25 protein-coding genes are annotated in these 24,337 nt (G+C 37.7%); 21 read left to right on the top strand and 4 right to left on the bottom strand.

The window, feature by feature from the left end; all coding sequences use genetic code 11:
• Nucleotides 1–66: 66 nt before the first annotated feature.
• From dinB to Q8S25_RS00690, 3 genes are all read left to right on the top strand, one after another.
• Entirely contained in the window at nt 67–1,248 is a 1,182-nt protein-coding gene (gene dinB / locus Q8S25_RS00700) for a DNA polymerase IV (RefSeq protein WP_305533872.1), read from the top strand.
• Nucleotides 1,249–1,306: 58 nt separating this feature from the next.
• Complete coding sequence (locus Q8S25_RS00695; protein WP_305533870.1) at nt 1,307–1,942, top strand: peroxiredoxin; 636 nt, start codon at nt 1,307–1,309, stop codon at nt 1,940–1,942.
• Between the two features lie 83 nt (nt 1,943–2,025).
• The gene (locus tag Q8S25_RS00690; RefSeq protein WP_305533868.1) at nt 2,026–3,297 is read left to right on the top strand and encodes an amidohydrolase family protein; all 1,272 of its coding nucleotides are present in this window, start codon (nt 2,026–2,028) and stop codon (nt 3,295–3,297) included.
• A gap of 3 nt (nt 3,298–3,300) precedes the next feature.
• Here Q8S25_RS00690 and Q8S25_RS00685 read toward each other — a convergent pair whose 3' ends face one another.
• From Q8S25_RS00685 to rlmN, 3 genes are read right to left on the bottom strand one after another with little or no spacing between them, the layout of a single operon-like run.
• Entirely contained in the window at nt 3,301–4,011 is a 711-nt protein-coding gene (locus Q8S25_RS00685) for an RluA family pseudouridine synthase (protein ID WP_305533866.1), read from the bottom strand.
• Nucleotides 4,008–5,186, bottom strand: a complete 1,179-nt coding sequence (locus Q8S25_RS00680) for a pseudouridine synthase (RefSeq protein ID WP_305533864.1) — start codon at nt 5,184–5,186, stop codon at nt 4,008–4,010. Before Q8S25_RS00680 ends, Q8S25_RS00685 begins: the two co-directional genes overlap by 4 nt.
• Before the next feature lie 50 nt (nt 5,187–5,236).
• Complete coding sequence (gene rlmN, locus Q8S25_RS00675) at nt 5,237–6,280, bottom strand: 23S rRNA (adenine(2503)-C(2))-methyltransferase RlmN (protein ID WP_305533862.1); 1,044 nt, start codon at nt 6,278–6,280, stop codon at nt 5,237–5,239.
• Nucleotides 6,281–6,322: 42 nt separating this feature from the next.
• Here rlmN and Q8S25_RS00670 point away from each other — a divergent pair, with 42 nt between their 5' ends.
• Nucleotides 6,323–7,519: an acetyl-CoA C-acyltransferase gene (locus Q8S25_RS00670; RefSeq protein ID WP_305533860.1), complete on the top strand. Its 1,197-nt coding sequence runs from the start codon at nt 6,323–6,325 to the stop codon at nt 7,517–7,519.
• A gap of 78 nt (nt 7,520–7,597) precedes the next feature.
• Nucleotides 7,598–7,993: a hypothetical protein gene (locus Q8S25_RS00665; RefSeq protein ID WP_305533858.1), complete on the top strand. Its 396-nt coding sequence runs from the start codon at nt 7,598–7,600 to the stop codon at nt 7,991–7,993.
• Here the strand turns inward: Q8S25_RS00665 and hisS are convergent.
• A complete protein-coding gene (hisS, locus tag Q8S25_RS00660) occupies nt 7,956–9,323 on the bottom strand; it encodes a histidine--tRNA ligase (protein ID WP_305533856.1) in 1,368 nt (455 codons plus the stop codon). The genes Q8S25_RS00665 and hisS overlap by 38 nt on opposite strands.
• Nucleotides 9,324–9,509: 186 nt before the next feature.
• Here hisS and Q8S25_RS00655 point away from each other — a divergent pair, with 186 nt between their 5' ends.
• The 16 genes from Q8S25_RS00655 to Q8S25_RS00580 all read left to right on the top strand — a co-directional run bounded on the left by Q8S25_RS00655 (nt 9,510) and on the right by Q8S25_RS00580 (nt 24,319).
• Nucleotides 9,510–9,743, top strand: a complete 234-nt coding sequence (locus Q8S25_RS00655; protein WP_295188758.1) for a hypothetical protein — start codon at nt 9,510–9,512, stop codon at nt 9,741–9,743.
• A 2-nt stretch (nt 9,744–9,745) separates the two neighbouring features.
• Nucleotides 9,746–10,663 (top strand): PstS family phosphate ABC transporter substrate-binding protein, encoded by a 918-nt coding sequence (locus tag Q8S25_RS00650; protein ID WP_305533853.1) that lies wholly within the window; start codon nt 9,746–9,748, stop codon nt 10,661–10,663.
• Nucleotides 10,664–10,690: 27 nt separating this feature from the next.
• Nucleotides 10,691–12,490 (top strand): hypothetical protein, encoded by a 1,800-nt coding sequence (locus Q8S25_RS00645; RefSeq protein ID WP_305533851.1) that lies wholly within the window; start codon nt 10,691–10,693, stop codon nt 12,488–12,490.
• 99 nt (nt 12,491–12,589) lie between these two features.
• A complete protein-coding gene (locus tag Q8S25_RS00640) occupies nt 12,590–12,991 on the top strand; it encodes an NADH-quinone oxidoreductase subunit A (protein ID WP_295230879.1) in 402 nt (133 codons plus the stop codon).
• A gap of 67 nt (nt 12,992–13,058) precedes the next feature.
• Nucleotides 13,059–13,649 (top strand): NADH-quinone oxidoreductase subunit B, encoded by a 591-nt coding sequence (locus tag Q8S25_RS00635; RefSeq protein ID WP_295188770.1) that lies wholly within the window; start codon nt 13,059–13,061, stop codon nt 13,647–13,649.
• A gap of 3 nt (nt 13,650–13,652) precedes the next feature.
• The gene (locus tag Q8S25_RS00630) at nt 13,653–14,159 is read left to right on the top strand and encodes an NADH-quinone oxidoreductase subunit C (RefSeq protein ID WP_305533848.1); all 507 of its coding nucleotides are present in this window, start codon (nt 13,653–13,655) and stop codon (nt 14,157–14,159) included.
• A gap of 10 nt (nt 14,160–14,169) precedes the next feature.
• Nucleotides 14,170–15,393, top strand: coding sequence for an NADH-quinone oxidoreductase subunit D (locus Q8S25_RS00625; protein ID WP_305533846.1), 1,224 nt, complete (start codon nt 14,170–14,172; stop codon nt 15,391–15,393).
• Nucleotides 15,394–15,405: 12 nt separating this feature from the next.
• The gene (nuoE, locus tag Q8S25_RS00620; protein ID WP_305533844.1) at nt 15,406–15,906 is read left to right on the top strand and encodes an NAD(P)H-dependent oxidoreductase subunit E; all 501 of its coding nucleotides are present in this window, start codon (nt 15,406–15,408) and stop codon (nt 15,904–15,906) included.
• Between the two features lie 4 nt (nt 15,907–15,910).
• Entirely contained in the window at nt 15,911–17,263 is a 1,353-nt protein-coding gene (gene nuoF, locus Q8S25_RS00615) for an NADH-quinone oxidoreductase subunit NuoF (RefSeq protein WP_305533842.1), read from the top strand.
• A 7-nt stretch (nt 17,264–17,270) separates the two neighbouring features.
• On the top strand, nt 17,271–18,368 hold the full coding sequence (locus Q8S25_RS00610; RefSeq protein ID WP_295230866.1) for a 2Fe-2S iron-sulfur cluster-binding protein: 1,098 nt from the start codon (nt 17,271–17,273) through the stop codon (nt 18,366–18,368).
• 11 nt (nt 18,369–18,379) lie between these two features.
• Entirely contained in the window at nt 18,380–19,429 is a 1,050-nt protein-coding gene (gene nuoH, locus Q8S25_RS00605) for an NADH-quinone oxidoreductase subunit NuoH (RefSeq protein ID WP_295230863.1), read from the top strand.
• 43 nt (nt 19,430–19,472) lie between these two features.
• Nucleotides 19,473–20,012 (top strand): NADH-quinone oxidoreductase subunit I, encoded by a 540-nt coding sequence (locus tag Q8S25_RS00600; protein ID WP_305533838.1) that lies wholly within the window; start codon nt 19,473–19,475, stop codon nt 20,010–20,012.
• Nucleotides 20,013–20,042: 30 nt separating this feature from the next.
• Complete coding sequence (locus Q8S25_RS00595) at nt 20,043–20,546, top strand: NADH-quinone oxidoreductase subunit J (RefSeq protein WP_305533836.1); 504 nt, start codon at nt 20,043–20,045, stop codon at nt 20,544–20,546.
• Nucleotides 20,547–20,563: 17 nt separating this feature from the next.
• Complete coding sequence (gene nuoK / locus Q8S25_RS00590; RefSeq protein WP_305533834.1) at nt 20,564–20,899, top strand: NADH-quinone oxidoreductase subunit NuoK; 336 nt, start codon at nt 20,564–20,566, stop codon at nt 20,897–20,899.
• A gap of 17 nt (nt 20,900–20,916) precedes the next feature.
• Nucleotides 20,917–22,866 carry an NADH-quinone oxidoreductase subunit L gene (gene nuoL, locus Q8S25_RS00585; protein ID WP_305533832.1) on the top strand — a complete coding sequence of 650 codons (1,950 nt, stop codon included), beginning with the start codon at nt 20,917–20,919 and terminating at the stop codon, nt 22,864–22,866.
• A gap of 25 nt (nt 22,867–22,891) precedes the next feature.
• Nucleotides 22,892–24,319: a NuoM family protein gene (locus tag Q8S25_RS00580; protein WP_305533830.1), complete on the top strand. Its 1,428-nt coding sequence runs from the start codon at nt 22,892–22,894 to the stop codon at nt 24,317–24,319.
• Nucleotides 24,320–24,337 lie beyond the last annotated feature (18 nt).

Genomic DNA, 24,337 nt, shown 5'->3' with positions numbered 1-24,337 from the left:
CTGCAAAAATAGCTTCATTTAAAATATATATCCATCACATAAAAGGGTGATATTGCTTTTAATATTATGCAAACACCGCAACGATATATTGCACATTTAGACTTAGACTCCTTTTTTGTGAGTGTAGAAATGCTGAATAATCCAACCTTAAAAGGGAAGGCTGTTATTGTAGGTGGAAGTGCCGATAGGGGGGTGGTAACTACTTGTAGTTACGAGGCACGTAAGTTTGGTGTAAGAAGCGCCATGCCAATGAAAACAGCCATGAAGCTTTGCCCACATGCTATTTTAGTGAGAGGAACTCGAGGAGAATACACTAGGTATTCAAGATGGGTAACCGATATTATTGCAGCTAAAGCACCCTTATTTGAGAAAGCATCTATTGATGAGTTCTTTATTGACTTAACGGGGATGGATAAATTTTTTGATCCATACCAATGGACGATTGATTTACGCAATGAAATCATAGAGACAACTGGATTGCCCATTTCATTTGGATTGGCCAGTAATAAAATGATTGCTAAAATTGCTACAGATGAAGCCAAGCCCAATGGCTATTTATTTGTGCAGCCAGGAATGGAAAAAGAATTTTTAGCACCACTACCTGTTAATAAATTTTCTGGTGTTGGAGAATCCATGCATACAAAGTTGAACCAAATGGGCATTTATACAATTGAACAATTGAGTAAAACACCCATTGCTCTTTTAGAAAAAGTATTGGGCAAGTCAGGGGCAGATCTTTGGAAAAAATCACAAGGAATTCATGAAGGAATTGTTCAACCTTATCATGAATCAAAATCAATCTCAACCGAAAATACTTTTGAAGAAAATAAAACAGATGAGGGCTTCTTGTTAAGTGAGTTGGTAAGAATGACTGAAAAAGTAGCGTATGAATTAAGACAAGATGGAAAACTTACTGGTTGTATTGCAGTTAAAATTCGTTACCCCAATTTTGATACCACATCAAAGCAAATAGCAATTAGTTATACGTTGCGAGATGATGAATTAATACCTGTAGCAATTGACTTATTTCATAAGCTGTATAAAAAAGGGGAGCCCATTCGATTGTTAGGCGTTCGTTTATCGGAACTCACTTCACATGTGCTGCAAGGTTCCCTTTTTGATGAATCCGATAAAAAAGGCGATTTATATAAAGCCATTGATGCTGTAAAGAATAAGTTTGGCAAAGGGCTATTACAGAAAGCCCGGACAGTAAAATCTCCTGAAAAAGACAATCCTTCTAAAGGATAATTTATTAGTCTACTAAATTAGTAGGAAAATACTATATTCGCTCTTTAAATTCAATACTATGGCTTTAAGACTAGGCGATATCGCTCCCAATTTTGCTGCACAAACCAGCATTGGTCCAATCAATTTTTATGAATACCTAGGGAATAATTGGGGTGTTTTATTTTCTCATCCAGCAGATTATACTCCTGTTTGTACCACTGAGTTGGGCAGAACGGCAGCATTGAAAGGCGAATTTGAAAAACGTAACGTGAAAGTATTGGCCTTGAGTGTAGATAGTTTAGCAAAACATGCTGGATGGATTGGCGATATTAATGAAACCCAGCACACACTGGTTGATTTTCCAATAATAGCAGACGAAGACAGAAGTATTTCTCATGCCTATGATATGATTCATCCAAATGCTTCTGAAACTTTTACGGTTCGTTCTTTGTTCATTATAGGACCAGACAAGAAAGTGAAATTGATGATCACTTATCCAGCTTCTACTGGTAGAAATTTCAATGAAGTATTGCGGGTAATAGATTCTTTGCAACTCACTGCAGATTACAGCGTAGCAACACCTGCTGATTGGAAAGAAGGCGAAGATGTGATTGTGGTTCCTGCTGTAAGCACAGCAGAGGCAATACAACGATTCCCTAAAGGAGTAACCGTAGTAAAACCATATTTGCGCTATACCCCACAGCCAAATAAATAATTTTTTAGTTGATGATGATGCCCGGCAAACGCAGGGCTTTTTTTTGTTCAATATAGAATGCTTAACTTCCTAAAAATCCTTTTATGCGTAAATACTTTTTGGGTGTAATATTATTATTGAGCAATGCAGTTATTGCACAACGTACGCTAATACATTGCGGTCAATTAATTGATGTTAAAAACAGTACTCAATTGCCTGCAATGACTATTGTTGTAGAAGGGAATAAAATTGTAGAAGTGCAAAAAGGGTATACTGCTGCTTCTGCTGGTAATACGGTAATTGATTTAAAGAAATTAACTGTAATGCCCGGTTTAATTGATATGCATGTGCATTTAGAATCGGAAACAGGACCCGCTAGTTATTTAAATGGGTTTACTTTTAACCCTGCAGATTATGCATTTCAATCGGTAATGTTTGCAGAGAAAACTTTAATGAGTGGGTTTACAGCAGTTAGAGATTTAGGGGGTACCAATGTAAATATTGCTTTAAGAAATGCCATCAATAAAGGATGGGTTGTTGGCCCTAGAGTATATACTGCTGGAAAATCTTTGGCTTCCACTGGCGGACATGCTGATCCCACCAACAATTATCGAAAAGATTTAATGGGCGATCCTGGTCCTAGAGAAGGTGTGGTCAACAGTGTAGAAGATGCTGCAAAAGCCGTACGTCAGCGATATAAAGATGGAGCAGACCTCATTAAAATTACGGCAACGGGTGGTGTGTTAAGTATGGCCAAAGATGGAAGTGGCGCGCAATTTAGCGTTGAAGAAATTAAAGCCATTGTTCAAACGGCCAACGATTATGGATTTAAAGTAGCTGCACATGCCCATGGTGCAGAAGGTATGAAAAGGGCAGTGCTAGGTGGTGTTCATTCTATTGAACATGGTAGTTATATGTCTGAAGAAGTAATGGAATTAATGAAAGAAAAAGGTACTTATTTGGTGCCCACAATTGTTGCTGGTAAATCAACAGCAGACTCTGCCAAAAAACCTGGCTACTATCCGGATATTGTAAAAGCCAAAGCATTGGTGATTGGAAATTTTATTCAAGGCACTTTTGCAAAAGCTTATAAAAAAGGAGTAAAAATTGCATTTGGTACCGATGCTGGTGTGTATGCACATGGAAAAAATTGGATGGAATTTCAATACATGACCGAAGTGGGCATGCCCATTTTAGAAGCCATAAAATGTGCTACAGTTAATGCAGCAGATTTATTAGGAGACGATTCAATTGGCAGTATTGAAAAGGGTAAATTGGCTGATATTATTGCAGTGGATGGTAATCCACAACAAGATGTAAGCAGCATGGGCAGGGTACAATTTGTAATGAAAGGCGGCAAAGTATTTAAACAATAAGGTTTAGCCCTTCCATTTTTTTAATTGTTGCAATACTGCACGCAAGTCTTTAGGTAATGGCGCTTCTAGCTGATAGGCAATTTCGTTGTAAGTAAAATTTAATTGGAAAGAATGCAAAGCCAATCTTGCCAAAATGGGTTTTTCTTCTTCTGCTACTTTAGCCAACTTGAAATTCTTTTTGATCGAAGACAACAAAATGGGTTTTGCATCTCCATATATTTCATCGCAAACAATGCTATGTCCTATATGCTGCATATGCACCCTAATTTGGTGGGTTCTTCCCGTATGTATTTGAAAACGAACCCAAGAAAACAACCTATATTGTTCCACCACTTCATAATCGGTTAAAGATGGTTTACCCTTTACATGGGTCATCATTTTAGTGGTTTTTCCCGGATGTTCCATAATAGGAGCATCAATGCTTCCACTGGTGTTCATCATTTGTCCATTCACTAAACCCAAGTAAAATTTTTCCATTTCCCTGCTTTCAAAAAGTTGCGAGAGGGCTTTATGCGATTCTTCGTGTTTAGCAAAAATAATAATGCCACTGGTGTCTCTATCTAAACGATGGACGGTATAAATATTTCCATAGCGTTGTTTTAATAGGTCTTTTAAAGACTTTTCTACGCCCATTCTATCAGGAATACTCAATAAGCCAGAAGGTTTGTTTACTGCAACAAAATCGGCTGTTTCTACTATGATGTCAATACTCATGCGTTGGCTTCTGACTTGTTTTTTCTAAGAAAAGATTTGTTCATGAATTTAAGCAATCGCACTTCTTTATCGTTTAAAAAACGCCATTTGCTTCGCTCTACATTTTTCTTGGTAAGATTGGCAAACATTACCCGATCCAATGCTTTTACATCGTATCCTAAATGTTCAAAAATCCTGCGCACAATTCTATTTCTACCACTGTGAATTTCTATTCCTACCACATTCTTACTCTTGCTATCGGCATATCCTACAGAATCTGCAGCAACAAATCCATCTTCTAAAGTGATACCACTTACAATAGAATCCAAGTCTTTTTTAGTAACGGGCTTGTCTAAAGTAACTTCGTAAATTTTCTTCACTTCAAAAGAAGGATGCGTTAGTTTTTGCGCCAGCTCTCCATCATTGGTTAACAACAACACACCCGTGGTGTTTCTATCCAATCTGCCAACCGGATAAACTCGTTCTGGTGTAGCACCCTTAATTAAATCAAGCACTGTTTTTCTTCCTTGTGGATCGCTAGCAGTGGTTAAAAAGTCTTTGGGTTTATTTAATAAAATGTAGACAGAATTGCGTTGTAAAAAAATGGGTTTCCCTTTCACTAAAATTTTATCTGCTTGAGAAACTTTGTAACCAGGCTCAAAAATTTTATCTCCATTCACAGTTACTTTTCCTTCTTTCACTAACTCAGCCGCTTCTCTTCTTCCACATACACCTGAATGGGCAACATATTTGTTTAGGGGGATCAAAGAGTCTCTGGTAGTAGCATCTTTTTTGTCGGCATCCATTGGATTGCCCGCATAGGTTGGCTTACTTGTTTTTGCAGCACCTTTGTCGCTTTTGAATGCTTTATAAGAACCAGCTGCTGGTTTTGCAGAGCCGGCTACTGCTGGTCTGCCTGGTCCTTTTGCTGCGCTTACTGGTCTTCCTGCCCCTCTAGTAGGTTTGTCAGATGAAGCGGGTTTTGTAGAAGCTGATTCTCTTGGTGGCGCTGCAACTTTCTTTGGATCTACGTACTCTTCGCCACGGGCTTTGGCTTTTTTTCTTGCCCTCATTTCCTCGCCAGCTGCTCTTGCATCTGCTTTATTCTTTCTTTTCTCTTGGCGATAGGCTTCTTTAATGGCAGCGCCTTTTTTCTTTTCGGCAAATTTGCTGAAGTTGTCTGTACGTTTTTGCATGGTGTTGATTTGCTGTTTTACAACAGGATTTAAAATGATGTATTGTTTTGTTAGCCTTTATTAGCCAGTTGTCCGCAAGCTGCGTCAATATCTTTTCCGCGGCTTCTTCTAAGTCTTGCATTTACTTTATTGGCTGCAAGAATATCCATAAAAGATTGCGTGTCGTCTTCATCTGGTTTGGTAAATTTAAATGCATCAATACTATTGTATTCAATAATATTGATTAAGTCGGCTGGTATTTGTCTAAATACTTTGGTCAATTCTTCTGCATCTTTTGCAGAATCATTTAAGTTTTTAAACAATATGTATTCAAGGGTAATTTCATTACCTGTTTTCTTATAAAAATAATTTAATGCCTCCGTTAAAACCTTGATATTATTGGTTTCATTAATGGGCATAATTTGATTGCGCTTGGCATCGTTAGGAGCGTGTAATGACAAGGCCAATTTAAATTTCACTTGGTCGTCGCCCAGCATTCTAATTTGTTTGGCAACACCAGCAGTTGAAACAGTGATTCTTCTAGGACTCATGAACAAACCGTCTTTTGCAGAAATCCGTTCAATGGCTTTTAAAACATTATTGTAATTCAAGAGTGGTTCGCCCATTCCCATGAATACAATATTGGTTAATTTTTTTTCGAATACCTGCTCACTCTGTTGATTAATCAACACTACCTGGTCTACAATTTCATCGTAGGTTAAATTTCGCTTTCGCTCCATATAGCCCGTTGCACAAAATTTGCAACTTAAACTACAGCCAATCTGAGAAGATACACAAGCTGTTTTTCTATCATCTGTTGGAATTAAAACCCCTTCAACTAAATGCCCATCAAAAGTTTTAAATCTGCTTTTAACGGTTCCATCATTGCTGTATTGGGTAGCATCTACACGCAAAGCCGGCAGGGAAAAATCGGTTGCCATTTTTGTCCTCAGTTCTTTGCTAAGATTACTCATATCTTCAAAACTGTGGGCATGCTTTTGCCAAATCCATTCCTGCACCTGCTTGATCCTAAATTTCTTTTCGCCAATGCTTTCAAAATAGGTCTCCAGATCTTGTTGGCTTTGGTGGCGAATATTGGGTAAAGAGGCACTCATTCTGCAAAGATAACTTATATCTTGCAGCCTCAACCATTCTATATGAGTAAAGCTTGCTATATCATAGACGCAGTACGCACGCCCATTGGGCGTTTTGGCGGAAAATTGAGTTCAGTTAGACCAGACGATTTATTGGCTATTGTTATTCGTTCTTTGGTAGAACGCCATCCCAGCATAGATCCTACGGCTATTGAAGACGTTATTGCGGGTGCCGCTAACCAAGCAGGCGAAGACAATCGAAATGTGGCTAGAATGGCGGCTTTACTGGCTGGATTGCCTACTACTGTTGCAGGTAGCACCGTAAATCGGCTTTGTGCCAGTGGATTACAGGCCATTATGGATGCTGCAAGAGCCATACAATGTGGAGATGGAATGTTATATATAGCAGGTGGTGTAGAAAGTATGACTAGGGCTCCTTTTGTTACAGCCAAGGCCGATTCGGCATGGAGCAGAAAAGTAGAAACCTATGATTCTAGTTTTGGTTGGCGCTTTATCAATCCTAAATTATCTGCCATGTACCACCCATACACCATGGGTGAAACCGCAGAAAATGTTGCAAAAACATGGGGCATTAGCAGAGAATCACAAGATCTATTTGCTTTTAATTCTCAGGAAAAATATTTTGCCGCAGAAGAAGCTGGTTTATGGAACGATGAATTAGTGGCTGTTGAAATGTTAGCAGATCGCATGGTTAGTTGGTTTAACAAAGATGAGCATCCGCGTAAAACCAGTTTAGAAAAACTAGCTACTTTAAAGCCTGCTTTTATTAAAGATGGAACAGTTACCGCCGGAAATTCATCTGGTATTAATGATGGCGCAGCAGCGGTATTATTAGCCAGCGAAGAAGCGGTTAAATTATTTAATCTACAACCCATTGCTCGCATCAGTAGTATGGCTGTTGCTGGCGTAGACCCCGCTATCATGGGTATTGGACCTGTTCCAGCTTCACAGAAAGCCTTGAAAAGAGCAGGGCTGAATATTAATCAATTGGGTTTGGTTGAATTAAATGAAGCTTTTGCTTCGCAAAGCATTGCTTGTATAAAAGATCTTGAGTTAAATGAATCTATTGTAAATGTAAATGGCGGTGCTATAGCATTAGGACATCCTTTAGGTTGTTCGGGTGCACGTATTTCGGCAACTTTGATCCACCAAATGCATAGAACCCAAACTAAGTTTGGTTTAGCTACCATGTGTGTTGGGGTAGGCCAAGGGGCGGCCATTATTTACGAAGGCCTTTAATTAAGATTAATTATGATAAAAGGTTTGATTCATTAATATTGAAATGCTTAATTTGTACTTCTTAAAAAGTTTTGAAAAATGAAAAAGATTCTATTATTCGCTTTTATGTTGGTTGGATTTGTTAGTGCATCTAATGCGCAAAATGCTCCATCAGATACCACTGTAAATCAGTTATTGGGTAAGTACACATTTGCAGAAGGAAGTCCTGTTGCCGAAGTAACCGTTGTTTTAGAAAACGGCGTATTAATGATGAACTCTCAAGCAGGCGCCTCAACATTAGAGAAATCTGCTGAAGATGTTTATGTGATTACTCAGTTCCAAGGAACTGCAAAGTTTACTCGCGACGAGAGCAAAAAAGTAACTGGGGTTACTATTTTAGCCATGGGCTATGAGTTAGTTGGCACTAAAGTACCAGTTGAAACAGTAGCTTTTTCTTTTAAAAAAGCTGTGTTACTAGCTCCTGTTGTGAAATAGTTTTCTGTTCTCCGTTTACTATATTTTTTATAATACAAGTTCCTTCTGTTAATTCGGTACTACCGATAATCACAACAAAAGGAACTTGTTTTTTTTCTGCATACTTAAATTGTTTATCAAACTTACTTTGCTCGTGATATAATTCGGAGGCAATACCTCTTTCGCGCAAGTCTTGCATTAAATTAAACGCCTTTTTACTTTCTTCTACTCCTAAATTAAAGAACAATACCCTTGTTCCTTTTTGTACTGCTTCTGGAAATAATTGTAGTTCTTCTAAAACATCATAAATTCTATCAACACCAAAACTAATTCCAACACCTGGTACATTAGCAACACCAAATAAGCCCGTTAAATCATCGTAACGTCCACCTCCACCAATGCTTCCCATTTGTGCGCCAATGGCTTTGATTTCAAATATTACACCCGTATAATAGTTCAAGCCTCTTGCTAAAGTAAAATCAACTAGTAAATTGGAATCGTATTTATTGGAGTAATAAGCAATAATATATTCCAATTCTTCAATGCCTTTTTGTGCAGTGGCATTATGGCCCATCAATTGTTTAAGCTGTTGTATTTTTTGACCATTATCTCCATCTATTGAAAGGTATTTTTCAATAATAGTTATTTGAACTTCGTTTATGCCTCGTTGTGATAATTCTTCTTTAACTTTTTCTATTCCTATTTTATCTAACTTATCAATAGCAACTGTGATTGGTACTAATATTTCTTGACCGCCACATAGTTCTGCTAATCCTGCCAATATTTTTCGACTATTGATTCTAATTTCTACTGGCAATTGCAAACGCTCAAACACTGTGGCATAAATAGCGGTTAATTCCACTTCATTCAATAAACTATTACTACCTACTACATCGGCATCACACTGATAGAACTCTCTATATCTTCCTTTTTGAGGTCTGTCTGCCCTCCATACTGGTTGAATTTGATAACGCTTATAGGGCATGGTTAACTGTCCAAAATTCATTGCTACAAAACGGGCAAATGGAATGGTTAAATCGTATCGAAGCGCTCGCTCTGTAATCCCTTTATTATTTTTGCCTTCTAAAATTTTATTAAAATCGGCAACAATTTGTTCATGCTTTGCCGGATTGTCTAAACCATTATTGAGTATTTTAAAAATCAGTTTATCACCCTCTTCGCCATACTTACCCATTAAAGTATCCAAGTTTTCCATTGCAGGCGTTTCTAAAGGTTGAAAGCCATACAATTCAAAAACAGTTCGGATGGTTTGAAAAATATAGTTTCGCTTTTGAACGGTGGCAGCGTTAAAATCTCTTGTTCCCTGCGGTATACTTGCTTTGTTACTCATATTGTTGCAAAATTAATGTTTGTAGTTTAAATATTGGTTATCACTACTTTAGTAACATATAGCAACTTATTTCTAACTAACAATCATTAGTTTAACTAAGTTTTTATTTAAATTTTTATGGATTTTTAATTTTCGAGCATCTCACGTAAAATATTTACTAAATTGCCCATCCCGTAAAGTGATTGTATGGAAAATACTTTTAGAGAAAGGAACCAAAAACGGTACAGCATATTCAGAAGGATCTATGATATTTCGATGTCGCTGTTGTTTTTGGGTGTTGGTTTGGCTGTATTTTTTATAGAAAAATTGGGGATGGATCTGGTGTTTACGGCAGAACCGGTTTATCGAAATTTATTCGGTAGTATTTGTTTGTTGTATGGCGCTTTTAGATTGTACAGAGGCATTAAGCAAGAATATTAATTATGAGGAAGTACAGTTTGTTTGCGTGTTTGCTGGGTGTTTTGCTCTTTGTTTCATGTGATTCAAAAGAATCAAAAAATGCTTTTGAAGACAATACTGAAGAAGGTACTATACGCATTAGTGTAGACGAAAGCTTTAAGCCTGTAATTGAAGAGCAGCTTAAGGTTCATCAATCCTCTTATCCAAAAGCCAATATTATTGCATCTTACAAATCTGAAGCAGATTGTTTTCGTGATTTGCAAAATGATAGTACTAGAATGATTATTGTAGCAAGGGGCTTAGATGAAAAAGAAGCTGAGTACTACAAATCCATTTTGTCTTATCCTCCTCAGTATGCAGAACTAGCATATGATGCGGTTGCTTTGATTGTAAATAACAATGCAGCCGATAGTATTTTTAGTTTCCAGGATGTGAAAGATATTTTGAGTGGGAAGCATAAAATTACTGCTGTAATGGATGGCAAGTCTGCAACCAGTACTGTTCGATATTTAAAAGACAGTGTGTTGAAAGGCGGAAATTTTGGTATTAATGTGGTTGCGGCCAATAATAGTAAAGAAGTAATTGATATAGTTACTTCAAGAACGGATGTGATTGGTTTTGTGGGCATGAGTTGGATAGGGGATGTGTACGATAAGCAGCAACAATCCTATCTCACAAAAATTAGATTGGCAAGGGTAGAATGCACTGCATGTTTAGAAAAAGGCATTTTTGCAAAACCTTCTCAATCAACCATAACCTATGGTCAGTACCCTTTGGCACGACCTTTGTTTTATGTGTTAAAAGAGAATCATGCGGGTTTAGGAACTGGGTTCATGAATTTCATGAGTTTAGAAAGAGGGCAATTAATATTTAGAAGATCTTTTTTAGCTCCGGCTAAAATGGCTTTTCATAAAAGACAGGGAAGTATAAAATCGGAATAACAAAACAACTAATAAAAAAGAGAGAACATGAAGAAGTCTGTTGCTTTGATGTTTGCAGCTGTATTTGCTGTACAGTGCTTAACGGCCCAAGTTGCCGAAGGCATTAAGCTGTTGCATTATGAAAAAAACAAGAGTGCAAAAGAAGTACTGCAAAAAAACTATGATGCCAATTCTAAAGATCCTCAAGCCATTTATTGGTTAGGTCAAGCATTTTTAGCCGGAAACGGAATTGAAGTGACTAAGGAAGATGTGGCTGCTGCAAAAGCTATATACCAAAAAGGGCTACAAGAATTAGGTAGTGATGCTTGGTTATTGGTAGGGATGGGGCATGTTGAAATACGTGAAGGCGGTGATCTTAATTCAGCCAAACAAAAGTTTGAACAAGCCATCACTGCAACAACTCCAACAAAGGGAAAAAATAGAGGTAAACCAGACGCTGGAATCCTCACTGCAATTGGTCGTGCCAATGCAGATGGGGATAGTAAAATGGGAGACCCTATGTATGGTATTGAAAAATTAAAGCAAGCTGCCGCTATAGATTTAGTAAACCCAGATATTTATATCTATATGGGTATTAGCTACCAGAAAATGGGTGGTGAAAATGGCGGGGAAGCAGTTAAAGCTTACACGGAAGCTATAGCTCGTGATCCAAAGAACGCATTGGCGATGTTTAGGATTGGCTTAATATACAGAAGCCAAAATAATGAAGAATTATTTAACCAATACTTTGACAATGCAAAAACTGCAGATCCTGCTTTTCCTCCAGTGTATTATGCCTTGTACTTGTATTATTCAGAGAGAGACGTAATTAGAGCAAAAGGCTATTTAGACCAATACGTTCAAAGTGCAGACAAAGATTCAAGAAATGAATTGTACCAAGCAGATTATTTATTCCGTGCGGGTAAATATGATGAGTCTTTGGCTAAAGCAAAAGAATTGGATGCAGCGGTTGGTGTAAAAGCTGTTCCAAGATTAGGCGTGGTATATGCATACAACTATTTAAGAAAAGGAGATTCTTTGTCTTCTAAAAAGTATATTGAAGAATTCTTGGCAACAGCTCCTGCTGCTGAAATTCAGGCATCTGATTATAAATTAGGGGTAGAAGTATTAACCAAATTTCCTGGTAATGAAACAGTTGCTTCTAGCTATATTGAGAAAGCATTATTGGCGGATACCGTAAAAGCAAATAGGGTTGCCTTCATTAATGCAGCAGCCGACATGTTTGGTAAAGCCAAATCATATAATGCACAATTGAGTTGGATGAAAAAAGGCATGGAACTTAAAGGAGAATTAACTGAATATGATCATTACAAGTTAACTAATTCTGCTTTTGTTGCAAAAGCCTACGATCAAGTAATTGAATATGCAAAGCCATATATGGCTGCTCATCCTGATAAGCCCCATCCTTATAGTTTCTTTAAAAGAGCTACTATGGCAGCTGGAACTGATACTGCAGTTATCATCAGCAACTTAAATTACTTAGATTCTGTTTATGCTACAGTTGACCTTGAAAAGCATAGAAAATCCATTTTCTTAGACGAGTACTTTAAGATTAACTACTATGTAAATCTTTTTAATGAAATCAAAAAAAGACCAGATTTTAAAATAACGACCAAGGGTGATAGATCTCCAGCTGTAGATGAATTCTTGGCTACTTGTCAAAAAGCCATTGAAGTGGCTGATAAAATGTTGGCTTTATACCCTACAGCAGGGGAAGAAAACAACAAGTACGCGCAAGATGTAAAGGCAACTATTCAAAAAATAATTGATTATTACTCAAATCCTGGTGCTAAAGGAAACGCTTCTGGTGCTAAAACCGGTAACTAAGCCCAGCCTAAAAATTAACTTAAAGAAAAAGCTCCTCAAATTGAGGAGTTTTTCTTTTATATCCATTACTAGCGTATTTTTGCGAACTTAAACAGAGCTATGGGTATTATATACACTTTGTTAGACGCTAGTGCATCCAATTCGGCATCCAATTATTTGCCTATTGCGATCCAATTAATTTTTGCAGCGGGGTTTGTGGCCACTATGATTGGAATTTCTTCTTGGGTAGGCCCAAAGCGCAAAACAGCTGATAAATTAGAAAATTTTACCAGTGGTATTGAATCACATGGTAATGCCCGCCAACCCATGGCAATTAAGTATTTTTTGGTAGCCATTTTGTTTGTTTTATTTGATGTAGAAGTCATTTTCTTTTACCCTTATGCGGTTAATTTTCGTGAGCTAGGATGGAATGGATTCCTTGCTGTAGTGATGTTTGTAGGGTTTTTCCTGATTGGATTCACTTATATCATCAAAAAGGGTGCTTTAAAGTGGGAAGATTAAACCGAACTAAAAGTTTCGGAAACTGTTTGTTAGTTCAATAGGTCTTAAAATTTTAATATAAAGGAATATGTCACGTCCAGTTAGATATAATATTCATCCAATTGAAGCCAATATTGCTGATTCAGTAACGTATGTTGATGCGCCAGATGGCTATGGTGGAGACGGATTTTTTACCACTAAACTAAGTGATGTGGTGGGGCTAGCTCGTAAAAACTCACTTTGGCCAATGCCTTATGCTACTTCATGTTGTGGTATTGAGTTCATGGCAACAGCTGCTTCACATTATGATTTGTCTCGTTTTGGTGCAGAACGTATGAGTCACTCTCCTCGCCAGTGCGATTTATTGATGGTAATGGGAACGATTGCCAAAAAAATGGGCCCGGTTTTACGTCAAGTCTATTTACAAATGGCAGAACCTCGTTGGGTAATTGCAGTAGGTGCTTGCGCATCTAGTGGTGGAATATTTGATACTTACAGTGTATTGCAAGGGATTGACCAAGTGATTCCTGTTGATGTGTATGTTCCGGGTTGCCCTCCAAGACCCGAAGCCATTTTAGATGGATTTATGAAAATTCAAGAGTTGGTAGGACAAGAGAGCATTAGAAGAAGAAATAGTGATCATTATAAAGCATTATTGAACGGATACGGAATACAATAATTTATGGCTATCAGCAACGAATATATTCAGCAAAAACTGACCGAAAAGTTTGGAGACCAGGTCTTCAACTTTGAAGATACTTATGGTATGCTTTGCTTTGAAGCACCTAAAGAGCTCAACTTAAAAGTATTGCAATACTTATACGATGAACCTAGTTTAGGCTTTCAATTTCTAACCGATTTATGTGGGGTTAATTATCCTGAAATGGCCAATAGGGAATTAGCGGTTGTTTACCATTTACACAATTTGGTAGAAAATACGCGTCTTCGTTTTAAAGTGTTTACACCAGTTGCAACCCCAGATGTTTTTACTGCAACGCAATTGTTCTCTTCTGCCAACTGGATGGAAAGAGAAACCTATGATTTCTTTGGAGTCAATTTTGTGGGACATCCCAATCTTAAGCGAATTTTGAATGTGGATGAGATGGATTATTTCCCACTAAGAAAAGAATACCCATTAGAAGATCAAACCCGTATTGACAAAGACGACGAAATGTTTGGACGCGGATAAAATAAAAAATATGAGTGATCATAATATAACATTAGCAGAAGACGCAATAGAGCGGAAAACCACTACCATTAACTTAGGACCAACCCATCCTGCTACGCATGGGGTTTTCCAAAATATTATGGAGTTAGATGGGGAACGCGTTATTTCGAGTGATCAAACCGTGGGATATATTCACCGCGCTTTCGAAAAGCTCGCTGAAAGAAGACCGTTGTATCAAATCACTCCAATAACCGATCGCTTAAATTATTGTAGCAGTCCCATTAATAATATGGGATGGCATTTGACCTGCGAAAAATTATTGGGTGTTCAAACTCCTAAGCGAGTAGACTACTTGCGTGTGATTATTATGGAGTTGGCTAGAATTGCCGACCACTTAATTTGTAATTCTATTGTGGGAGTAGATGCAGGAGCGTTTACCGGGTTCTTATATGTAATGCAATACCGCGAATTAATCTATGAAATATATGAAGAAGTATGTGGGTCCCGTCTTACTACTAATATTGGGCGTATTGGCGGCTTTGAAAGGAATTTCACAAATACAGCGTTTACGAAACTCGAGAAATTCTTAAAAGAGTATCCAGTTGCGTTAGGCGAGCTAGAGAGTTTGTTAACACGCAATAGAATATTTATGGAGCGCACCATTGGTGGCGGTCCTATCAGTGCTGAACGTGCATTGAATTATGGGTTTACTGGGCCTAATTTGCGTGCCGCTGGTGTAGATTATGATGTTCGTGTACATAGTCCATACAGCAGTTACCAAGATTTTGAATTTGAGATTCCTGTTGGAAAAACGGGCGACAACTACGATCGTTTCTTAGTGCGTAACCAAGAAATGTGGCAGAGTATGCGCATTATTCAACAGGCTTATAATAAAGTACAAGCGTTTAAAGGAACCGATGCAGAGGTGTACCACGCAGATGTTCCTGAATACTATTTGCCGAAGAAAGAAGATGTGTACACTAAAATGGAAGCATTGATTTGGCATTTCAAAATCATCATGGGCGAAGTAGATATGCCAAAGGGCGAAGTGTACCAATCTGTTGAAGGTGGTAATGGAGAGTTGGGATTCTATATGATTAGCGATGGGGGAAGAACGCCGTTTAGACTGCATTTCCGCAGACCTTGTTTTATTTACTATCAGGCATATCCTGAGTTGGTAAAAGACAGCATGTTGTCTGACGCTATTTTAACCATGAGTAGTTTAAACCTGATTGCAGGAGAATTGGATGCTTAATAATATTACTGTATGAGTAAGTTTAATGAAGAACAACTGAAAGAGTTTAGCCGATTGGTTGCTCGCTATCCCGAAGGCAAACAAAAAAGTGCCTTGTTGCCTGTATTGCATTTAGCGCAAGACAGTTTTGGTGGATGGTTAAGTGCAGAAACCATGGATTATGTTGCAGCGCTTTTACATATTAGCCCTATTGAAGTGTATGAAGTGGCTACCTTTTATAGCATGTATAATTTGAAACCAATAGGCAAGCATTTATTTGAAGTTTGTCAAACTGGTCCTTGTATGATTAATGGATCGGATGATATAATTGATTACATCGGAACCAAATTAGGCATTAAGCCAGGTGAAACTACCACTGACGGTATGTTTACCTTAAAAACGGTGGAATGCCTAGGGGCTTGTGGTTATGCGCCAATGATGCAATTGGGCAAACATTATCGCGAGCATTTAACCAAAGAAAAAGTAGACGCCATTATTGATGAGTGCAGAAAAAATGCTGCCACAAATAATTAAGAATATGGGTGTAAAATTATTATTAGAAAAAGCAAATGTCCCAGGCATTCGTTTCTTTGAAACTTATCGCAAAGAAGGCGGATACCATGCGGTTGAAAAAGCGCTGAAGCAAATGGATCCTGCTGCCATTGTAGAAGAAGTGAAGAAGAGTGGATTGCGTGGTAGAGGTGGTGCCGGATTTCCTGCAGGTATGAAGTGGAGTTTTATTGCAAAACCAGAAGGTGTTCCTCGTCATTTAGTGTGCAATGCAGATGAGAGTGAACCTGGTACTTTTAAAGACCGCTACCTCATGGAGTTCTTACCTCATTTATTAATTGAGGGATTAATCATTTCTTCATTTGCATTAGGCAGTAATGACACTTATATATATATACGTGGAGAATATGCATGGATAGTGGATATTCTAGAGCAAGCCATTGATGAGGCTAAAGCAAATGGCTTTTTAGGAAAGAATATTTTAGGCACTGGATTCGATTGTAATATTTATGTACAAAGAGGTGCAGGTGCTTATATCTGCGGAGAAGAAACTGCATTAATTGAATCTTTGGAAGGAAAAAGAGGTAATCCAAGAATCAAACCTCCATTCCCTGCCATTGAAGGTTTATGGAAAAGACCAACCGTAGTTAATAACGTAGAAACCTTGGCAGCAGTGGTTCCTATCATTAATATGGGTGGAGACGAATACGCTAAAATAGGGGTAGGTAGATCTACTGGAACTAAATTAATTTCTGCATGTGGTAATATTAATAAGCCAGGTGTGTATGAAATTGACATGACTATTTCTGTAGAAGAATTTATTTATTCTGATGAATATTGTGGTGGTATTGCTAATGGAAAAAGATTGAAAGCTTGTATACCTGGCGGATCATCTGTACCTATTTTACCGGCCAACCTTTTACTTAAAACTGCCAAAGGCGAAACACGTTTAATGAACTATGAAAGTTTAAGTGATGGTGGTTTTGCAACAGGCTCTATGATGGGTTCTGGTGGATTCATTGTTTTAGACGAAGACCAGTGTATTGTAAAAAACACGTACACTTTGGCTCGTTTTTACAGACATGAAAGTTGCGGACAATGTTCACCTTGTAGAGAAGGAACTGGATGGATGGAGAAAATTCTAAAAAATATTGATACCGGAAAAGGTAAAATGAGTGATATAGATTTATTATGGGATATTCAACGCAAAATAGAAGGTAATACCATCTGTCCGTTGGGTGATGCTGCTGCATGGCCTGTAGCTGCTGCCATAAGACATTTTAGAGATGAGTTTGAATGGCATGTGAAACATCCGGAAGAAGCACAAAAAAGAAATTATGGATTGGCACATTATGCAGATCCTATTCATGTACCAGCTTAATTAAGTTATGTCTGAACAACCATTATTTAAAGTAACCATTGATAATATCACAGTAGAAGTTCCAGCTGGAACAACTATTCTAAACGCGGCGCGTAAGATTGGCGGAGATGTTGCTCCCCCTGCTATGTGTTATTACAGTAAGCTAGAAGGCAGTGGTGGTAAGTGTAGAACCTGTTTAGTTGAAGTAAGCAAAGGTTCTGAAAAAGATCCAAGACCAATGCCCAAATTGGTGGCGAGTTGCAGAACTACTGTAATGGATGGAATGGAAGTGAAGAATATTACCAGTGATCGTGTAATTGATGCGCGCAATGGGGTAGTTGAATTTTTATTAATTAACCATCCATTAGATTGCCCAGTTTGTGATCAAGCAGGCGAGTGTCATTTACAAGACCTTAGTTACGAGCATGGTAAAGCGGGCACTCGTTATGAGTTTCAACGCAGAACATTTAAGAAGCACGATTTAGGAGATAAGATTCAGTTGCATATGACTCGCTGTATTCTTTGTTACCGCTGTGTATTTACTGCCGATCAATTAACCGGCAAAAGAGAGCACGGTATTTTAGATAGAGGAGATCACGCAGAAATTGCCACGTATATTGAAAAGAATTTAGACAATGAATTCATTGGCAACGTTATAGACGTTTGCCCAGTGGGTGCATTAACCGATAAAACCTTTAGATTTAAAAACAGGGTTTGGTTTTTAAAGCCAGTTGACGCACATAGAGATTGTAAAACTTGTAGCGGTAAAGTTACTTTGTGGAATAGAGGTGATGAAGTGTACAGAGTAACCGCCAGAAAAGACCAGTGGGGTGAAGTGGAAGATTGGATTTGTAATACTTGCAGATTCGATAAAAAGCAAACCAGTGACTGGGTAATAGAGGGTCCAAGATTAATTGATCGCCATTCAGTAATTGCACAAGGACACTATGCTGGAACAGTGGGGACTCATAAACCAACAGAAACTTTTGAAGCGGTTCATGCTGGTAGACAACCAAAGTTGTTAATGGATATTCATTCAATAAGCGAAGTGAATCAACCTAATATAACTTTGAGTCAGTTAGACAGACCAGCTCATTCAACCGACTTTAACCATAACAAAGACTAATTACCATAAGCATGACACTATTGGCCTTAGATTGGATATTGATGCTAGAAAAACTAATCCTGATTGCGATTATTGTTTTTGCTAGTTTGGGTATAGCCCTTTACACTACTTTTTCGGAGCGAAAAGTAGCTGCGGTTTTACAAGATAGACCAGGCCCGAACAGAGCTGGTCCAATGGGTTTATTACAACCTTTAGCAGATGGATTAAAGCTCATCATGAAGGAAGAAATTATTCCAAATTCGGCAAGCAAAGGGCTCTTTATATTAGGTCCCGCAATGGCTATGACTGCAGCACTAATGACTTGTGCCGTTATACCGTGGAGTAGTTCTGTAGAGTTATTTGGTCGCAAAATAGATTTACAAATTGCCGATATCAATATTGGGATTTTATATGTTTTTGGGGTAGTTAGTATGGGTGTTTATGGCATCATGATTGGAGGTTGGGCATCAAATAACAAATTCTCTTTGATGGCCGCTTTACGTGGTGCATCTCAGGCCATCAGCTATGAATTAGCCATGGGCTTAGCATTGATTGCGGTGTTAATGATTTCAGGATCCTTAAGTTTAAAAACTATTGTTGACCAACAAATGGCTCCAGGCGCATGGTGGAATATAGTTTATCAGCCATTGGGCTTTATCTTATTTTTTGTTTGCGCAATGGCAGAGTGTAATAGAACACCATTCGACTTACCAGAAGCAGAGAACGAATTAAATATGGGATACCACCAAGAGTATTCTTCTATGAAATTGGGTTTTTATCTTTTTGCAGAATATGTAAATATGATCATGAGTAGCGCGGTGATGGCTAGCTTGTATTTTGGCGGGTATGATGTTCCGTTTTTAGACGAGTCTACATTAGCCCCTAATATTGCTGCTATCATTGGTGTTTTATCGTTGCTTACCAAGATTGTGATTTTCTTGTTCCTTTTCATGTGGATTCGTTGGACCATTCCACGCTTCCGCTACGATCAATTAATGAATTTAGGTTGGAAAAGTTTAATACCACTGGCGTTGGTAAATATGTTGGCAACTGGCGCAGTGATATTATGGCAGCAGGGTTAAGATCAAAATTATACATTTGTGAACCTTTTATATAAAAGAATACATGCAAGCTTTAACAAACAGAGCAAAAGAAGTAAGTAGGGAGCCAATGACTTTCATGGAGCGCCTTTATTTGCCCAATATCGTAAAGGGCATGGCCATTACTTTTAGCCATATATTTAAGAAGCAACCTACTATTCAATATCCAGAACAAAAGCGAGAGTTTAGCCCTGTTTTTAGAGGGTTACACGTTTTAAATAGAGACGCAGAAGGAAGAGAAAATTGTACCGCATGCGGATTGTGTGCTGTGGCATGTCCGGCAGAAGCTATTACCATGGAAGCTGCTGAACGTATGCCTGGCGAAGAGCATTTGTATCGCGAAGAAAAATATGCAGCTAAGTATGAAATCAATATGCTTCGTTGCATATTCTGTGGACTTTGTGAAGAAGCTTGTCCTAAAGATGCTATTTATTTAAGTGAAACTTTTGCTCCAGCAAATTTTACCAGAAAGGGTTTTATATATGGGAAAAACGATTTGTTGATTCCAAATAAGAACACAGCACCGGAAGAATATGCTGCAGCGAGAGGAGCTGCAAGAGTTTAAATATTTTGCCTGTTTAATACAATCAAAGAAATGGATACGATTCAAATTTTGTTTTTCTCTTTAAGTGCACTGGCTATCTTCAGCGCCATTATGGTACTGGTTAGTAAAAATCCAGTTCACAGTGTGCTTTGGTTAATTGCTGTTTTCTTTGCCATATCTGGTCATTATATTTTATTGAATGCACAGTTTTTAGCAATTGTAAACTTGATTGTTTATGCTGGTGCTATCATGGTTTTGTTCTTGTTTGTGATCATGTTAATGAATTTAAACGCAGAAGGAGAGCCTAGAAAGAATTGGTGGATGAAGTTGGCAGGGGTAGTGTCTGGAGGATGTTTTTTAGTGGTTTTGGTATCATTGGTTAAGCAAGCAACTGAACTTTCTGGCAAAGCTGCTTTAATGAAAACCGGCGATATTGGTTTAATTAAAAATTTAGGTAAAGCATTATTCAGTGATTTTGTTGTTCCATTCGAAATAAGTAGTGTACTTTTTTTGAGTGCAATGGTTGGAGCTGTAGTAATTGGTAAAAAAGATTAATTTATAACAACGCAATTATGCCTATACAATATTATATCTATTTTTCATTAGCCTTGTTTAGCATTGGTATTATTGGGGTGCTAACTAGAAGAAATGCCATTATTGTTTTCATGTGCATAGAACTAATGTTGAATGCAGTTAACCTTTTATTGGTTGCATTTTCAAAAATGCACCATGGAGCGGCTTTATTGAATAATGCTACTGCAACCACTGGAGTAGAAGGACAGCTTTTTGTATTTTTTATTATGGTAGTAGCTGCTGCTGAAGTGAGTGTAGGATTGGCCATCATTGTAATGATGTATCGAAATACGCATTCTGTAGATATTAATTTCTTGAACCGATTGAAAAACTAGCACCCGCAACTTAGTATATGAGTAAAATTGCTTTTTTAGTACCATTGTTTCCCTTGCTGGGTTTCCTGATTAACGGATTGGGCAGGCAGCGCTTGTCTAAATCTGCTGTAGGTATAATAGGGTCAGGAATGATTTTCTTGTCTTTCTTAACCTCCTGCTTTTTATTTGGACAAGTGTATGGAGCTGCTGCCAATAGCGGTGGTGCGCCAATTAATTCTGTTGTTACCCTGTTTAATTTTATTCAAACAGAAGCGTTCACCATTCCATTTGCATTTCAAATAGACCAGTTGTCTGTGCTGTTTTTATTGATTATTACTGGAATTGGTTTCTTGATTCATTTATATTCTACCGCATACATGAAAGAGGAAGCGCCTCATCATTTTGCACGCTATTTTGCCTATTTGAATTTATTTGTGTTTTCCATGTTGCTGCTAGTAATGGGTAGCAATTATGTGATCATGTTTATTGGATGGGAAGGAGTAGGATTGTGTTCTTATTTATTGATTGGATATTGGTTTAAAAACGGTGATTATAATTATGCTGCTAAAAAAGCATTTATCATGAACCGTATTGGAGATCTTGGTTTTCTGTTAGCAGTATTTTGGTTGATTTTTAAGTTGGGTACGGTAAATTACACAGATGTATTTGCTGGCATTTCCCAATTATCAGCTTTTGATATTACCGCTATAACTACCTTATTATTTGTAGGTGCAATGGGTAAGAGTGCGCAAATCCCTTTGTACACTTGGTTACCTGATGCCATGGCGGGTCCTACACCTGTATCGGCTTTAATACATGCGGCAACTATGGTAACTGCTGGTATTTACATGATTGCTAGAAGCAATATATTATATACCATGGCGCCAGCTACACAAACACTGGTTGCAGTGATAGGTTTAGCCACAGCCATTTTTGCAGCTACTATTGCATTAAAACAAAACGATATTAAAAAAGTATTGGCTTATTCAACAGTAAGTCAATTGGGATATATGTTTTTAGGATTAGGGGTAGGAGCTTATACAGGCGCAGTATTTCATGTGATGACGCATGCTTTCTTTAAAGCATTGTTGTTCTTGGGTGCTGGTTCTGTAATTCATGCCATGCATCATGAACAAGATATTCGCAAAATGGGGAACCTTAAAAAGTACATGCCCATCACGCATATTACTTTTTTATTGGCTTGCTTAGCCATTGCAGGTATTCCGCCATTTGCTGGATTCTTTTCTAAAGATGAAATATTAGTTGCTGCTTATTCAAATAATCCGCTGTTCTATTATATTGGAGTGGGTGGTGCTTTAATGACAGCCTTTTATATGTTTAGATTGTATACTTTAACCTTTTTAGGAAATTTCAGGGGTACATATGAACAAGAACATCATTTGCATGAGAGTCCGTCTGCAATGACTATTCCATTAATTGTATTGGCCGTTTTATCAGTAGTAGGTGGATTTATAGGAATTCCCGCAGTATTTGCCGAGAACCAACATTGGTTGCAGCATTTCTTGGCCCCTATTTTTGCCGAATCAACCAAATTAGCAGAAGTGCATCACTTAACCCATGCCCAAGAATATTTAATGATGGGAGTAGTTACCTTTTTAATTGTAATGGTGATTGCGTTTGCTGTAAAATCATACAAGAAGTATAAAAATACAAATGATACAGAAGAGGGTGAATTGGGCAAACTATTAATGAACAAATGGTATGTAGATGAATTGTACAATACCGCTATAGTAAATCCATTAAATGCCTTGGGTGGTATTTTGAAAAATGTTGTGGAGAAGTCGGGTATTGACGGGGCAGTTAATGGAGTAGGTAAGTTGGTTGCATACGGTTCAAGGCAATTGAGATTAATTCAAAGTGGACAGGTAGCTAGCTATTTGCTCATTATGATATTATCGATGGTAGTGTTTTTTATTGTGTGGTTTAATGATTCCACTATCACTCGTTTTTTAGATAAAATATTTTAAATCGTTCATCAAGTAGCTAGCAATAATGATTACTTTATTACTCATATTAACACCTCTGGTAGCCGGCTTAATTGCATTTTTACTAAAGCAAGGGAATTCGGCTAAAACGTTTGCTTTATTGGCATCAATCGCAACTTTAGCAATTGCATTGGTTGCCGTATTTACACCAGGAGAAATAGGATACGACGCAGCTTGGTTAAATAATTTAGGAAGTAGAATTACGTTGAAAGCAGACGGTATGGCTAAAATGCTGAGCTTGTTAACAGCCGTTTCCTTTCCTTTAATTTTTACTGCAGTTTACAATAATGAGTATAAAAACGCAGCCTCTTTTTATGGATTGATGTTGTTGTCTCAAGCTGGATTAATGGGTGTATTTCTAGCGTCTGATGCATTATTATTTTATTTTTTCTGGGAGTTAGCATTAATTCCAGTATACTTTCTGTGTTCTATATGGGGTGGAGAAAAAAGAATTGCAGTTACATTCAAATTCTTTGTGTACACATTTATAGGATCACTTTTAATGTTGATTGGCTTGTTATTCATGTACTTTAACACTGCTGATCAATCATTTTCATTGCAGAGTTTTTACGCAGTTAAACTATCTGCTCAACAAGAAACAATAATGTTCTGGTTATTCTTTATTGCATTTGCCATAAAGATGCCCATCTTTCCTTTTCATACTTGGCAGCCAGATGCTTATGAGCAATCGCCTACAGCTACTACAATGGTAATGAGTGGTATAATGGTTAAAATGGGGGTATTTGCAGTTATAAGATGGATACTCCCAATGTTCCCTAATGCTGCAGCTCAATCTGCCAATTTGGTAATTATACTTTCGATTATTGGTATGATTTACGCTTCATTAATTGCCATCCGTCAAGACGATATTAAGCGCATGATTGCCTATTCTTCTATTGCACATATTGGTTTAATGAGTGCAGCAATGTTTACCAATAATCAAACAGCAATGGATGGAGTAATGATTCAAATGTTTAGTCACGGTGTAAATGTGATAGGGCTTTGGATTATTGCAGATTTAATTGAAAAGCAATTAGGCACAAGAAATATGAGTCAACTGGGTGGCTTGGCACAAAAAGCACCTGTTATGGCTATTTTATTGGTAATCATGGCTTTGGCAAATGTGGCTTTACCACTCACGAATGCATTTATTGGAGAGTTCTTGATGTTCAACGGTTTGTTCCAATACAATATGGTAATGGCTGCTATTGCGGGAATTAGTATTATTTTGGCTGCTGTGTACACATTGAATATGGTACAGCGTGTGATTTATGGAGCGTTAAATGTAATTACAGAAAAAGCAACAGATATTCCTTTGAATGTTAAATTAGCATTGGTGATAATTACTTTGCTGGTGCTAGTTTTTGGCGTATTCCCACAACCATTGCTGAATTTAACTGGCGACAGTGTTTCAGCATTATTTGTAAAAAAGTAAAAGACCGATTTAGTAGTT

Source organism: Sediminibacterium sp. (genome assembly GCF_030695065.1).
Lineage (GTDB): Bacteria > Bacteroidota > Bacteroidia > Chitinophagales > Chitinophagaceae > Sediminibacterium.
This window is presented reverse-complemented; position numbering and strand designations above follow the sequence as displayed.

What these genes read in the sequence shown, in the direction of transcription:
- Q8S25_RS00645 (WP_305533851.1), top strand. Translation starts at nt 10,691, where the DNA reads ATGAAGAAGTCTGTTGCTTTGATGTTTGCAGCTGTATTTGCTGTACAG.
- Q8S25_RS00610 (WP_295230866.1), top strand. Translation starts at nt 17,271, where the DNA reads ATGTCTGAACAACCATTATTTAAAGTAACCATTGATAATATCACAGTA.
- Q8S25_RS00650 (WP_305533853.1), top strand. Translation starts at nt 9,746, where the DNA reads ATGAGGAAGTACAGTTTGTTTGCGTGTTTGCTGGGTGTTTTGCTCTTT.
- Q8S25_RS00695 (WP_305533870.1), top strand. Translation starts at nt 1,307, where the DNA reads ATGGCTTTAAGACTAGGCGATATCGCTCCCAATTTTGCTGCACAAACC.
- Q8S25_RS00600 (WP_305533838.1), top strand. Translation starts at nt 19,473, where the DNA reads ATGCAAGCTTTAACAAACAGAGCAAAAGAAGTAAGTAGGGAGCCAATG.
- nuoK (WP_305533834.1), top strand. Translation starts at nt 20,564, where the DNA reads ATGCCTATACAATATTATATCTATTTTTCATTAGCCTTGTTTAGCATT.
- rlmN (WP_305533862.1), bottom strand. Translation starts at nt 6,280, where the DNA reads ATGAGTGCCTCTTTACCCAATATTCGCCACCAAAGCCAACAAGATCTG.
- nuoF (WP_305533842.1), top strand. Translation starts at nt 15,911, where the DNA reads ATGGGTGTAAAATTATTATTAGAAAAAGCAAATGTCCCAGGCATTCGT.
- Q8S25_RS00680 (WP_305533864.1), bottom strand. Translation starts at nt 5,186, where the DNA reads ATGCAAAAACGTACAGACAACTTCAGCAAATTTGCCGAAAAGAAAAAA.
- hisS (WP_305533856.1), bottom strand. Translation starts at nt 9,323, where the DNA reads ATGAGTAACAAAGCAAGTATACCGCAGGGAACAAGAGATTTTAACGCT.
- dinB (WP_305533872.1), top strand. Translation starts at nt 67, where the DNA reads ATGCAAACACCGCAACGATATATTGCACATTTAGACTTAGACTCCTTT.
- Q8S25_RS00625 (WP_305533846.1), top strand. Translation starts at nt 14,170, where the DNA reads ATGAGTGATCATAATATAACATTAGCAGAAGACGCAATAGAGCGGAAA.
- Q8S25_RS00685 (WP_305533866.1), bottom strand. Translation starts at nt 4,011, where the DNA reads ATGAGTATTGACATCATAGTAGAAACAGCCGATTTTGTTGCAGTAAAC.
- nuoL (WP_305533832.1), top strand. Translation starts at nt 20,917, where the DNA reads ATGAGTAAAATTGCTTTTTTAGTACCATTGTTTCCCTTGCTGGGTTTC.
- Q8S25_RS00595 (WP_305533836.1), top strand. Translation starts at nt 20,043, where the DNA reads ATGGATACGATTCAAATTTTGTTTTTCTCTTTAAGTGCACTGGCTATC.
- Q8S25_RS00690 (WP_305533868.1), top strand. Translation starts at nt 2,026, where the DNA reads ATGCGTAAATACTTTTTGGGTGTAATATTATTATTGAGCAATGCAGTT.
- Q8S25_RS00670 (WP_305533860.1), top strand. Translation starts at nt 6,323, where the DNA reads ATGAGTAAAGCTTGCTATATCATAGACGCAGTACGCACGCCCATTGGG.
- Q8S25_RS00655 (WP_295188758.1), top strand. Translation starts at nt 9,510, where the DNA reads ATGGAAAATACTTTTAGAGAAAGGAACCAAAAACGGTACAGCATATTC.
- Q8S25_RS00630 (WP_305533848.1), top strand. Translation starts at nt 13,653, where the DNA reads ATGGCTATCAGCAACGAATATATTCAGCAAAAACTGACCGAAAAGTTT.
- Q8S25_RS00635 (WP_295188770.1), top strand. Translation starts at nt 13,059, where the DNA reads ATGTCACGTCCAGTTAGATATAATATTCATCCAATTGAAGCCAATATT.
- Q8S25_RS00640 (WP_295230879.1), top strand. Translation starts at nt 12,590, where the DNA reads ATGGGTATTATATACACTTTGTTAGACGCTAGTGCATCCAATTCGGCA.
- Q8S25_RS00665 (WP_305533858.1), top strand. Translation starts at nt 7,598, where the DNA reads ATGAAAAAGATTCTATTATTCGCTTTTATGTTGGTTGGATTTGTTAGT.
- nuoE (WP_305533844.1), top strand. Translation starts at nt 15,406, where the DNA reads ATGAGTAAGTTTAATGAAGAACAACTGAAAGAGTTTAGCCGATTGGTT.
- nuoH (WP_295230863.1), top strand. Translation starts at nt 18,380, where the DNA reads ATGACACTATTGGCCTTAGATTGGATATTGATGCTAGAAAAACTAATC.
- Q8S25_RS00580 (WP_305533830.1), top strand. Translation starts at nt 22,892, where the DNA reads ATGATTACTTTATTACTCATATTAACACCTCTGGTAGCCGGCTTAATT.